Origin of the sequence: Microbacterium sp. Leaf179 (genome assembly GCF_001423785.1) — a bacterium.
Lineage (GTDB): Bacteria > Actinomycetota > Actinomycetes > Actinomycetales > Microbacteriaceae > Microbacterium.
Genome location: NZ_LMPH01000002.1, coordinates 440,574 through 452,851, shown reverse-complemented (window position 1 = coordinate 452,851; position 12,278 = coordinate 440,574). Strand labels below are relative to the sequence as shown.

The following is a 12,278-nucleotide window of genomic DNA, read 5'->3' as shown; positions in this document are numbered from 1 at the left end:
GGGTCAGCGTGTCAGCGTGATCTGACAGATGTGCAGGCCCTCGTCGTCGGTCCAGACCTCGACGGCGGGGGCGACGCACGGCCCGCTCTCGGCGGTGAGCAACTGCACCGCGCCCTCTTCGTACAGCGCGTACGGACCCACTGTTCCGCGAACGGGGGCGGAGATCCCCGAGGGGAGCGCACCGGTCGTCGCGAGGGCGTCCATGAGCGGTACGCTCGCGGTCTCGGTGTAGTGCGTCGCCGCGTCGTAGTCGCGGCAGTTGGCCGTGTCGTCGGCGCCGACCGGGAACCCGGTGCCGAGGCAGTAGCCGCCGAGCGGCACGTCGGGGAGGGAGCCGTTCTCGGCGCGGTACTTCTCGAAGACCTCCTGCCACTGCACGAGGCGCCCCGTGGCCTCGGCGTTCGGATCGGACTGCTGCGCCGACAGGAACCACGCCAGAAAGGCGAGTGCGCCGACGACGAGGACTCCTCCGACGGCCAGTGCGGTGACGGCGGCGGGGTGCAGGCGGGCAGAGGACTTCGTGGGCGTCGACATGGAGCGGACTTTCTCGAGGGACGCCGCAGCGCCGAGCGGGGGAGGAACGACCGGTGTAGGTTGCCACGCGGGCGCGATCGACCCGCGCGACGGATGCGCCATCGCGCGCGGTATCGCCCGTGGGTTCACCTGCCGGTTCATCCGTTCGCCGTGCGGGGGACAGACGCGTCGCCGGCGCGGGGGAGACTAGAGGGATGAGCAGTTCCGCGTCGTCCTCGTCTTCCGACCGCTACGTCGTCGCCACCGACGGTGCGTGCAAGGGCAATCCCGGCCCGGCCGGCTGGGCGTGGGTCGGCGAAGACGGCCATTGGGCGGCCGGGTCCATCCCCGAGGGGACCAACAACATCGGCGAGCTGCTGGGCCTGCTGCACGCGATCACCGACCACACCGACGTGCGGGAGCTCGTCGTGCAGGCCGACTCGAAGTACGCGATCGACACGTACTCGTCGTGGATGGACGGCCACCGGCGACGCGGCTGGGTCACGAGCGCGAAGAAGCCGGTGGCCAACCGCTCGATCCTCGAGGCCCTCATCGTCGCGCGTGACGCCCGACGCGAGGCGGGCATGCCCGACGTCGTCCTCGAGCACGTCCGCGGTCACAGCGGGCACGTGCTCAACTCCTGGGCCGACGAGCGCGCGGTGCGCGCGTCGCAGCACGCCGCGAAGGGCGAGGAACTCGTCTGGACGTCGCTGCGCGGCCTCGATCGCCTCGAAGTCTCCTCGGCGCCGCCCCGCTCGGCGGCCGATCGCAACGGGCGCTGACGCCTATTCTTCAGATCCGGCCACCTGACCGTTCCGGCCGCGAGGGGTCTTCGGCGTTCTCCCGCCGGGCGCGGCGCCGGGGCGCGAGCCAGGGCACGGGCGTGCCCGGGCGGGCTGCCGTCAGAACGACTTCGCGGCCAGCGACGGATCCTTGGCGATCTGGGTCTTGAGCACCTTCTCGCCCGCGAAGAGGGTGTCGCCGGACAGGTCGCCGAAGGCGAAGGGCGCGCGCATGTGCCAGATCGAGGCACCCGTGCACCACCGTGATCGCAGCGGTGCCCGCAGCACCGAGGCGTACAGCAGAGCTTGGACGTCGTGGTTCGCCGCCCCCGTGGGAGGGGTGCTGCCCTCTTGCTGCGCGAGCCCGTCGACCCTCGGCTGCGCCCCGACCTCGGTGATGAGGAAGGGCATGCGCAGTTGGTCGCAGACGGCTTCGAGCTTGCCGAGATGGTCGTCAGTTCGTCCGCCCGCTCCCCGCCACCCGGCGACGAGCTCGTCGACGGTGATGTTGGGGGCGTCGGGGGTGTAGACCTTGTCGGTCAGGCGGATCCACGAGTTGATGCCGAACACGTCGAGCAGCTGCGCCATGTGCGGGGTCTTCTGGGGCAGCCAGTAGGTGTACAGAAGGAACAGCTCGAGGGTCGTGAACGCCGCGGTGAGCTTGATGGCGGGGTGAGCGGCGCGCACCTTCGCCAGCATCGGCACCCACCGCCCGTACTCTTCGGCGGTGGTCTGCGCCGGCTGTTCGCACGCCACCGACAGGTACTCCACGTCGTTGTCGGTGCACAGCTGCGCGAAGTGCGACAGCTGGTCGGCCCAGCTGTCGAAGAAGGCGTCGACCGAGGCCGGGGTGTAGTTCGCTCGGTAGAAGCTGTCGCCGTCCTTCACCGTGGCGATGTGCGGCTTGACGAGGGTGATGCGCACACCGCGGTCCTTCGCCAGCGCGAAGACGGCGTCGATGCGTTCGTCGGAGACGCGGGTGAAGGTCGTCGAGTCGGGGTCGGGGATGTAGCAGAGGATGACGAGCGTCGCGTTGGCGCCGAGCGCGGCGATGCGGTCGAGTTCGCGCGCGGTGACCTTGAGCGGCGTCGTCGCATCGAGGCTGAGCGAGACGCTGAGATCGCGCTTGATCTCGCCGACCGCGCCCGCGAAGGCCTGTCGGCGGCGGTTGTCGCCGTGGCGCACCTCGACCTCGAAGGCGTACGGTCCGGTGTCGGTGAGCCTGCCCGCCAGGGTCGATCCCGCGATGGCGAGACCGGCCGGCAGAACGCCGCGGGTCACCGCGATCGTCGCGTCGTCGGCGGGCGACAGCGAGCGTCGCACCGTATCCCAGACGTGCAGGTCGAGATCCTTCGTCGACGGGGTCGTCGCGTTCGCCGTCGGGCTCGGGGAGTGCGTGGCGCCCGAGGCGGAGGGCGTCGGGGCATCGGGTGCCCCGTGCGTCATCACCTTCGCCGCGGCGACCGATCCGGCGCCGAGCCCGATGATGCCGAGCGCCCCGAAGAGCACGCTGCGTCGTGTCAGCTCCACGCGGGCTCCCCTCTCGATGCGATGGCGTCGTCGACCGATGAAGGGGTGGTGCGTGCGCGCGGTTCGGCTCGCGCGACTCCCCGGCTTCCAGGGTACGGGGCCGCGCGGTCGCGACCCCCTCCCCTCGACGAGTTCCGGGCCGACTCACGTGGATTCTGCGGGGAGGACTCCGCGCCGACGACGCACCCACCCCCGCCGCGGCGGGCCGAACTCCTGAGAAATCGGAGGCCGAGGCCGACTCCGCCGCGAAACGACGCGCCGCGCGCTGCGCCGCCGTCGCGATCCTCAGGAGTTCGGCCCGCACCGGCCCGGTGGATACGCTGGAACGACCCGCCGGCGCACCGACACCGGCGTGGCAGAGAGAGTCTGATGTCTTCCCGCACCACGACCGTCCGTTCCCTCCGCACCGCGTCGCTGGCCATCGCCGGCATCGGGGCGTCGATCTCGATGGGATCGCTCGGATCGTGGTGGACACCGGTGATCCTGCTCATCGCCACCGCCGGGGCGCTGCTGGTGATCTGGCGCACCGACGGCGCCCTGGTGGGATCGCGAGCCGTCGTGCCCGTGCTCATCGTCGTCATCGCCCTGACCGCGGCGGGCCTGCTCGCGCTCACCGGCGCGCTGCCGTCGGGGTGGATGTGGGCGGCGCTCGGCGCCTACGCCGTCGCCTGGGGCGAGTACCTCGTGTCGCAGACCATCGCGCGCTCCCGCGGCGTGACCGCGCGCTGAGCGTCCTGCCCCGCGCGCGCAGAAACGCCGAAGGGCCCGGATGCCGTGATCGTGGCATCCGGACCCTTCGGCGTCGCTGAGGTCAGACGCGAGCTGCGGCCGTGGTCGGCTGCCAGCCCAGGGCCGGAGCGACGTGACGCGCGAAGTTCTCGACCAGGCGCAGGTTGAACTCGACGCCCATCTGCGACGGGATCGTCAGCATGAGGGTGTCGGCGCTCATCACGGCGGCATCGTTCTGCAGTTGCTCGATGAGCTTCTCGGGAGGCGCGGCGTACGTCTTGCCGAAGGTCGAGCGCATGCCGTCGATGACGCCGATCTGGTCGGAGCCCGCCGAGCCGCCGAAGTACATCTCATCTTCGGCGGTGACGATCGGGAAGATGCTGCGGCTGACCGAGGTGCGGGGCTCACCGGCGTGGCCGGCCTCGCGCCAGGCGGCGCGGAACGCGTCGAGCTGCTGAGCCTGCAGGATGTCGAAGGGCGTGCCGTCGGCCTCGGTGAGCAGGGTCGACGACATCAGGTTCACACCGATGCGCCCGGCCCACTCGGCCGTGGCGGTCGTACCGGCACCCCACCAGATGCGCTTACGCAGCCCGGGGGAGTGCGGCTCGATGCGCTGCAGACCCGTGCCGCCACCGAAGGGGCTGTGCGGGTCGCGCTCGGCGAGACCTTCGCCGTCGATCGCGCGCAGGAACAGGTCGAAGTGCTCGCGGGCGAGGTCACCGCCACGGGGGTCGTCCGACCCGGTGTAGCCGAAGGCCTCGTAGCCGCGCACGACCGTCTCGGGTGAGCCGCGGCTCACGCCGAGCGCGAGCCGGTTCGCGCTGATCAGGTCGACGGATGCCGCCTCTTCGGCGAGCATGAGCGGGTTCTCGTAGCGCATGTCGATGACGCCGGTACCCACCTCGATCCGCGAGGTGCGGGCGGCGATCGCGGCGAGCAGCGGCATGGGGGCCGCCTGCTGACGGGCGAAATGGTGCACGCGGAACGAGATGCCGTTGACGCCGAGGTCGTCCATGCCCTGGGCGAGGTCGATCGCCTGGAGCATCGAGTCACCGGCGGTCAGGTTGTGCCCGCCGCCGAGGGGACCGTAATGGCCGAAGGAGAGGGTGCCGAAAGAACGCATGCCTGAGAGAACGCACCGGCGCCTGATCTATTCCCTCGCATGTATCAAGGGGCGGCCTCGGTGCGCTGCGGGTGTGGAAGCATTCAGGCATGGACGACGAGGTGCAGGACGAACTGCGACGTCTGCGGGCGCGGGCGTACGGCCCGGGGGCCGACATCGCCGACGATCCCGTGGCCGTCGCGCGTCTGCGCGAACTCGAGGAGCTCGACCGGACGCGACAGCACACGACGCTCCCGTCCGACGCCGACGCCGTCGTCGAGGGCGGCGCCGAGGCGGAACGGACGGGCGTCGCGGCATCCGCAGGGCTCGACGACCTCGACCCGGCCGACGTCGAACAGACACCTCGGCCCCCGCTCCTGCGCACGCGGCGACGGGTGTGGGTGGCCGCCGTCGGCGTCGCGGCCGTCGTGGTGGCGGCCAGCGCGCTCACCGCCGTCGGCATGTCGTTCACGACCGTCGAGCGCACTCCGGGCATCGCGCAGACCGACGCGCTGACGCCCGCCCCCGAGCTCGATCCCCAGGCGGTCGGCTACCTCGGGTTCGATCCCGAGCAGTCGCGGGGCTTCGAGGACTATTACGGGCTGACGGCGTTCGCGGGGCCGACGCAGATCGACTCCGAGGGCAATCGGGCCGACTGCCTGCTCATCTCCGACACCGCCGACGTGGCAGACTCCGGCGGCGCTCTCCGCTCGAACGCGGGCGTGCGGTTCGGGGGCTGTGCGGCGGGGCTCTTCCCGGCGACGGCGGAGTTCATCGTGAACTCCACGTTCCCCGAGCAGTTCCGCGCCCGTTATCCGGTGGGCACGGCGGTGCAGTTCGTGCTCGACGGCGACGACGTCGGAGTCTTCTCCGACGCGGGCTGACGCCCCACGGATGAGAGGGTGGGGGAGTGACCCCCCTCCTCGAACTCGTGCCCGTCGGTGCCGACCCGGATGCCGTCTACCTGGGCTTCGTCGACTGGGCGGTCGCGCGCGGCCTGACGCTGTACGCCGCGCAAGACGAAGCGGTCATGGAGATCGTGTCGGGTGCGAACGTTATCCTGTCGACCCCGACCGGCACGGGCAAATCCCTGGTCGCGGTCGCCGCCCACGCGGCATCCCTCGCCCGGGGCGGCCGCACCTATTACACGGCGCCGATCAAGGCGCTCGTGAGCGAGAAGTTCTTCGCGCTGGTCGACATCTTCGGGGCCGAGAACGTCGGCATGGTCACGGGAGACTCGTCGGTCAATGCCGATGCGCCGATCATCTGCTGCACGGCCGAGATCCTCGCGAACCTGGCGCTGCGCCAGGGCGCCGACGCAAACGTCGACCAGGTCGTGATGGACGAGTTCCACTACTACGGCGAGGCCGATCGCGGCTGGGCCTGGCAGGTGCCGCTGCTGCTGCTTCCGCGGGCGCAGTTCATCCTCATGTCGGCCACCCTCGGCGACGTCACCGAGGTCGCCGAAGACCTCTCGCGACGCACCGGCCGGCCCACCGCCCGGGTGACCGGCGTCGAGCGTCCGGTGCCGCTGCACTTCGAGTACGCGCGCACACCCGTGCACGAGACGGTGCAGGAGCTGCTCGACACGAAGCGGGCGCCCATCTACATCGTGCACTTCTCGCAGGCGGCCGCGATGGAGCGGGCGCAGGCGCTGTCGTCGATCCGCATCATCGGGCGCGAGCAGCGCGACGAGATCGCCGAGGCGATCGGCGGGTTCCGCTTCACCACCGGCTTCGGCAAGACTCTGTCGCGCTACGTCCGCGCCGGCATCGGCGTGCACCACGCCGGCATGCTGCCGCGCTACCGCCGCCTGGTCGAGACTCTCGCGCAGCGGGGGCTGCTGCGCGTCATCTGCGGCACCGACACCCTCGGCGTCGGCATCAACGTGCCGATCCGCACCGTCATGATGACGGCGCTCACCAAGTACGACGGTCAGCGCATGCGCCAGCTGACCGCGCGGGAGTTCCACCAGATCTCGGGCCGCGCGGGCCGCGCCGGGTACGACACCGCGGGCACGGTCGTGATCATGGCACCCGACCACGAGATCGAGAACGCCGCGCAGATCCTCAAGGCCGGCGACGATCTGAAGAAGCAGAAGAAGATCGTGCGCAAGAAGGCGCCGCAGGGCTTCGTGAACTGGACCGAGCAGAGCTACGACCGCCTGGTGGTCGCCGAGCCCGAGCCGCTTCAGCCGCAGATGAAGCTGAGCGCCGCGATGCTCATCAACGTCATCGCGCGCGGCGGCGACGTGTTCGCCAACGTGCGCTCGCTGGTGTTCGACAACCACGAGCCCCGCGCCCGCCAGTACGAGCTCGCCCGCCGGGCCCTGGCGATCTTCCGCACGCTGGTGCAAGCGGGTGTGGCCGAGGTCATCCCGCGCGAGTCGCCGGATTTCGTCGCTTCAGACGGCTCCGAAGCGACGATTCTCGGCGACTCGCGCATCCGCCTCACGGTCGAGCTGCAGGCGAACTTCGCGCTCAACCAGCCTCTGTCGCCCTTCGCGCTCGCCGCGATCGAGATGCTCGACCCCGAGGTCGAGCTCGGACGGGGACCGGATGCCACGGCTGCCAGCGACAGCGTGGGCACCGGCCACTACGCGCTCGACGTCGTCAGCGTCATCGAGGCGACCCTCGACGACCCGCGTCCGATCCTGTCGCAGCAGCAGTTCCGCGCGCGCGGCGAAGCGGTGGCCGCGATGAAGCGCGAGGGCATCGAGTACGACGAGCGCATGGAGCTGCTCGAGGAGATCACCTGGCCCAAGCCGCTCGACGAGCTGCTCGCGCAGGCGTACGAGGTGTTCGCGTCGAGCCAGCCCTGGATCCGTGACTTCGAGCTGTCGCCGAAGTCGGTCGTGCGCGACATGTTCGAGCGGGCGTGCTCGTTCGGCGAGTACGTCTCGCTGTACCAGCTGGCCCGCAGCGAGGGGCTGGTGCTGCGCTACCTCAGCGACGCCTATCGAGCGATCCGTCAGACCGTGCCGGTCGACGCGCAGACGCCGGACCTGCTCGATCTGATCGCCTGGCTCGGCGAGCTCGTCCGTCAGGTCGACTCGAGCCTGGTCGACGAGTGGGAGCAGCTCATCAACCCCGCCGACGACCCCGATGCGCCGGTCGTGCCGCCGGCGCCGCCGTCGATCCTCACCAACCGGCGGGCGTTCGTCGTGCTGGTGCGCAACGAGATGTTCCGTCGCGTGCAGCTCGCCGCGCTCCAACGCGACGACGAGCTCGTCGAACTCGACCCCGACAGCGACTGGCCCACCGTGCTCGACCGCTACTTCGACGAGCACGACTCGATCGGCACCGGGGGAGCGGCGCGCTCCTCGGCGCTCGTCGAGATCGACGAGTCGGCGGCCTCCGACGGCGTGTGGCGCGTCGAGCAGACGATCGACGACCCCGCGGGCGACCACGACTGGCGCATCCGCGCCGAGGTCGACCTCGCGGCCTCGGAGGAAGAGGGCACGGCGATCATGCGGGTCACCGAGGTTCTCAGGCTGTAGCCGCGGTGCGTCGGCGCGCCATCATCCGGCGCAGGACGAGGCCGACGACCGCGACGGCGATCGTCACCCCGATCGAGCGCAGGCCCAGTTCGGGTTGGGTGAGGGCCGAGACGAAGACGTTCACGCCGTAGTCGGCCATTTCGGGGAGGTCGGAGGCGAGCACCCGGGTGCCGGCGGCGGAGGCGAGGGCCGTCGCGAGGGGTGGGACCACCCAGACGAGCGCGAGCCCGACCACCCCGGCCACCACCCGCCCCACCGTGTCGACGCCCGTCCACGCGATCGCCGCCCCCACGAGCACCGGGCCGAGGAAGAAGGTCAGGGGCAGGACGGCCGAGAAGGGCGCCTCGGCGCCGAAGGGCAACGTCATCCACGCTCCGACCCACATGCCCGTCGCCAGCGCGCCGATCGAGAGGGCGACCCCCGCACCCGCGCGGGGAGCCGTCGACACCGATGACGCCACGAATAGCGAGACCACGAACGCGAGCACGGCCACCGCGGTGAGCAGCACCAGGTACACGATCGACTCGAAGCGCTCCTGGAGCACATTCCACGTCGCGAGCGCGGTCTGGACGATCGCGACGAGCTGAACGAGCGCGAGCCCACCGACCGTCGCGAGCCCGCGCAGAATCCCCGGACGCGAGCGCTGCGCGCGAGCGATGATGCCGGCAGCGGCTCCGCCGACCACCAGCAGCACGATGATCGTCGTGATCTCGTACTGGCTGTACGGGAGCAGCACGAACGGCCCCAGCCGCGACACGTCGTCGGTGTCCTCCAGGTTCTGCAGCGGCAGGAACGGTCCGCTCGTCAGCCAGGGGAGCAGCCCCACGACCGCGCCGAGCGCCCCGAAGAGCAGGAACCACGCGACCCTCCGTCGCGGGGGAACGTCGAGTGTCGGATCGGTCGTCATCAGGGTCCCCGTCCCCCGGCGATCCGCCGGACGCTCCGACGCTATCGGAGAGGGGGCGGGGACCTCTGTCGTGCGCGTCATCGAGTCGTTGCAGCTCCCACGGATTCTCCCCCGGCCAGGGGCGGGTGAACTTCTCCACCGATCACCGATCGAGGCTGTCGACGGCCGTGCGCACGCGGGTACCCTGTCGACACGCACACCCCGGAAGGACCACCGTGAATCTCGACGCGGCTCAAGCCCTCATCGCCCTCGGGGCCTTCTTCCTGACCTTCGCCGCCGCGATCCTCAGCGGGATGAAGTGGATGCTGGACCGCGTCGAGCGGCGCACCGAACAGAATTTCGCTCAGGTGGACCAGCGCTTGGGCCGCATCGAATCGCGCATGGAGCGCGCCGAGACACGGATGGAGAGGGCTGACGCCCGCTTCGACGAACGCATGGTGCAGATCGACGCGCGAGAACGCCGGATCGACGCGCGTCTGCTCACGATCGGCGGCAACATCGCCGAGATCAAGGCCTCCGTGTCGCGTCTCGAGGGGCCGCACTCGCCGTTCCTGATCGCCCGCGGCTGAACGCCCGCACGCGAAAACGCCGGATGCCGAGGCCCCGACGAGGCCTCGGCATCCGGTGTGTACGTCGTCGTTCAGCTCCGGGCGACGCGGTTCTCCGCGCTGACCATCCACGACAGCTGCTCGAGGCGCTCGAGGATCGAGTGCAGGATGTCGGCGCTCGTGGGGTCTTCGTCGTCGACGTCGTCGTGCACCTCGCGGACGGTGCCGACGGTGGCGTCGAGGCGCTCCGTGATCAGGTCGACGACCTCCGAGGTGTCGACCTCGCCCTGGGGGAACTCGGGGAGGGTCGTGGTCTCGGCGATGGTGTCGCTGCGGCCGTCGGGAAGAGCGTGCAGGGCACGCATGCGCTCGGCGACGGTGTCGCTGAACTCGCGTGCCGCGTCGATGATCTCGTCGAGCTGCAGGTGGGTGTCGCGGAAGTTCTTGCCGACGACGTTCCAGTGAGCCTGCTTGCCCTGGATAGACAGCTCGATCAGGTCGATGAGCACGCGCTGGAGGTTGTCGGTGAGCTCCTCCGAGGCCTGGAAGCCGCTCTCGGCGTTCTGCTCTTCGGTGGTTTCGGGGCCGTTGCCGCCGCGGGCGGGGCGACGGCGGTTCTTGGTGGTCTCCTGGGTGGCGGACATGCGCCTTCCTTTCACTCGCGGTCGGTAGCGACGTTAGGCGCTTCGTCGGCGGGCGCGGCGGGGGTTGCGAGCCTTCGCACAGCGGGGTAGCCGCCGACGCGTGGGTCGGCGCCGTAGCCGCTCCCCTCGGAATCGACAACCCCGGCCTTGCCCCAGCGCGCCGTTCTTAGCGTGGAGACGTGCCCCACACACCCCCTGCTCCGTCTCGCCCCCTCCGCGACTACGCCGCGATCGGTGACGGTCGGACGGTCGCTCTGATCGGTCTCGACGGATCGGTGGACTGGCTGCCGCTTCCGAACATCCACTCGCGCCCCGTGTTCGCGCGACTCGTCGACGAATCGGCCGGCGGGTGCATCGAACTCGCTCCGGTGGAGGAGTACGAGGTCACCCGGCGTTACCTGCCGCACACGAACGTGCTCGAGACGACCTTCACGACCGCGTCGGGGGTGGCCACCGTGACCGACGCCATGGTCACGGGCATCGCCGGACGCCTCCCGTGGGCCGAGCTCGCGCGGCGCGTCGACGGGGTGAAGGGCGAGGTCGAGTTCGCCTGGTGCGTACAGCCCGGGACCATGTTGCGCTCCGCCGCCCCGTGGACCGAACGCATCGACGGCTTCTCGATCATGCGCATCGGACACGTCTCGCTCGCCGTGGTCGGCCATGAGCACGGTCTGCACGGCGATCCGGATGCCGGCAACGAGAGCATCGACGGCGCGTTCACGACGTCCAAGGGCTCGCGCCATCTGCTCGTGATCGCCGCGACCGAGGGGGAGCCGCTGCGCATTCCCGACGCGAAGAACGTCGACCGCGGCATCGACCGCACCGTCGACGGGTGGACGATGTGGTCCGACGAGTTCTCGTACGAGGGCCCCTGGGCCGAAGACGTGCAGCGCAGCGCCCTCGCGCTGAAGCTGCTGTTGTTCAGCCCCACCGGGGCGATCGCGGCGGCGGCGACGACGTCTCTGCCCGAGAACCCCCGCGGGGGCAAGAACTGGGACTACCGCTACGCCTGGGTGCGCGATCTCGCCTACACGGCGCACGCGTGGGTGGGTTTCGGCCTGCGCGAGGAGACGCACGCGGCCATCTCGTGGCTGCTGCGCACGATCCGCAAGAACGGTCCCGAGGTGCAGGTGATGTACACGCTCGACGGCGAGGCCGAGATCGGGCTCGAGAAGCACGACGTGCCGGGCTGGAACGGCAACCAACCGGTCGTGACCGGGAACCCCGCGCAAGGGCAGCTGCAGCTCGGCGTCTACGGCGACCTGATCGCCCTGTGCCGCACCTACGTCGAGGCGGGGAACCGTCTCGACATCCAGACCGGACGCCTGCTCGCCGACGTCGCCGACCGCACGTGCGACCTGTGGCGCCGCGAGGACTCGGGCATGTGGGAGCTCCCGGAGCTGCGTCACTACACCTCGTCGAAGATGGGCTGCTGGAAGGCCCTCGACGACGCCCAGTGGCTCGCGGCCGGCGGACACATCCCCGACAACGCCGACCGGTGGCGCGCGGAGCGCGACCGCATCCACCGCTGGGTCGAAGAGCACTGCTGGTCGGACGAGCTCGAGGCCTACACGCTCGCCCCCGGAAGCTCCGACCTCGACGCGTCGGTGCTGCTGCACGCCCCCACCGGCTTCGACCGGGGCGAGCGCATGTCGAAGACCCTGGATGCCATCACCGAACGTCTCACGACGGAGAACCACCTCGTCTACCGGTACACCGGCATGGACCAGGAGGAGCAGACGTTCGTCGCCTGCGCCTTCTGGCGGGCCACGGCGCTCGCCTGCGTCGGCCGCCACGACGAGGCGGTCGAGGCGATGGACGCTCTCGTCGCCCAGGCGAACGACGTCGGCATCTACTCCGAGATGATCGCCGAATCGGACGGGGCGTTCTGGGGCAACCTCCCGCAGGCGCTCAGTCACCTGGCCCTCATCAACGCCGCGCTCGTCATCCGCGAACTCGTGGATGCCGCCGAGCTCTCCGGCCGCTGATCCTCTGCCGCGACGTCTCGTCTCGGCATCCATCCC

General features: G+C 70.5%; 11 protein-coding genes. 6 read left to right on the top strand and 5 right to left on the bottom strand.

The window, feature by feature from the left end:
- Window positions 1-3 precede the first annotated feature (3 nt).
- Entirely contained in the window at window positions 4-534 is a 531-nt protein-coding gene (locus ASF96_RS09620; protein WP_055938533.1) for a hypothetical protein, read from the bottom strand.
- A 194-nt stretch (window positions 535-728) separates the two neighbouring features.
- Between ASF96_RS09620 and ASF96_RS09615 the strand changes: the two genes are divergently transcribed.
- Window positions 729-1,295 (top strand): ribonuclease H family protein, encoded by a 567-nt coding sequence (locus ASF96_RS09615; protein ID WP_055838717.1) that lies wholly within the window; start codon window positions 729-731, stop codon window positions 1,293-1,295.
- Window positions 1,296-1,415: 120 nt separating this feature from the next.
- Here ASF96_RS09615 and ASF96_RS09610 read toward each other — a convergent pair whose 3' ends face one another.
- Window positions 1,416-2,825, bottom strand: coding sequence for a hypothetical protein (locus tag ASF96_RS09610; protein WP_055938530.1), 1,410 nt, complete (start codon window positions 2,823-2,825; stop codon window positions 1,416-1,418).
- Window positions 2,826-3,194: 369 nt separating this feature from the next.
- Here ASF96_RS09610 and ASF96_RS09605 point away from each other — a divergent pair, with 369 nt between their 5' ends.
- The gene (locus ASF96_RS09605) at window positions 3,195-3,554 is read left to right on the top strand and encodes a hypothetical protein (protein ID WP_055938527.1); all 360 of its coding nucleotides are present in this window, start codon (window positions 3,195-3,197) and stop codon (window positions 3,552-3,554) included.
- An 82-nt stretch (window positions 3,555-3,636) separates the two neighbouring features.
- Here ASF96_RS09605 and ASF96_RS09600 read toward each other — a convergent pair whose 3' ends face one another.
- Window positions 3,637-4,677, bottom strand: a complete 1,041-nt coding sequence (locus tag ASF96_RS09600) for an LLM class flavin-dependent oxidoreductase (protein ID WP_055938525.1) — start codon at window positions 4,675-4,677, stop codon at window positions 3,637-3,639.
- 89 nt (window positions 4,678-4,766) lie between these two features.
- Between ASF96_RS09600 and ASF96_RS09595 the strand changes: the two genes are divergently transcribed.
- Window positions 4,767-5,540 carry a hypothetical protein gene (locus ASF96_RS09595; RefSeq protein ID WP_055938522.1) on the top strand — a complete coding sequence of 258 codons (774 nt, stop codon included), beginning with the start codon at window positions 4,767-4,769 and terminating at the stop codon, window positions 5,538-5,540.
- Window positions 5,541-5,566: 26 nt separating this feature from the next.
- Window positions 5,567-8,155, top strand: coding sequence for a DEAD/DEAH box helicase (locus ASF96_RS09590; protein WP_055938519.1), 2,589 nt, complete (start codon window positions 5,567-5,569; stop codon window positions 8,153-8,155).
- Here ASF96_RS09590 and ASF96_RS09585 read toward each other — a convergent pair.
- Window positions 8,145-9,062, bottom strand: a complete 918-nt coding sequence (locus ASF96_RS09585; protein WP_055938517.1) for a hypothetical protein — start codon at window positions 9,060-9,062, stop codon at window positions 8,145-8,147. The two genes, ASF96_RS09590 and ASF96_RS09585, sit on opposite strands and share 11 nt — an antisense overlap.
- 215 nt (window positions 9,063-9,277) lie before the next feature.
- Here ASF96_RS09585 and ASF96_RS09580 point away from each other — a divergent pair, with 215 nt between their 5' ends.
- On the top strand, window positions 9,278-9,631 hold the full coding sequence (locus ASF96_RS09580; protein WP_055938514.1) for a hypothetical protein: 354 nt from the start codon (window positions 9,278-9,280) through the stop codon (window positions 9,629-9,631).
- Between the two features lie 71 nt (window positions 9,632-9,702).
- Here ASF96_RS09580 and ASF96_RS09575 read toward each other — a convergent pair whose 3' ends face one another.
- Window positions 9,703-10,254, bottom strand: a complete 552-nt coding sequence (locus tag ASF96_RS09575; RefSeq protein ID WP_055938511.1) for a Dps family protein — start codon at window positions 10,252-10,254, stop codon at window positions 9,703-9,705.
- A gap of 179 nt (window positions 10,255-10,433) precedes the next feature.
- On the opposite strand from ASF96_RS09575, the gene ASF96_RS09570 reads away from it, so the two are divergent.
- Complete coding sequence (locus ASF96_RS09570) at window positions 10,434-12,242, top strand: glycoside hydrolase family 15 protein (protein ID WP_055938508.1); 1,809 nt, start codon at window positions 10,434-10,436, stop codon at window positions 12,240-12,242.
- Window positions 12,243-12,278: the final 36 nt, after the last annotated feature.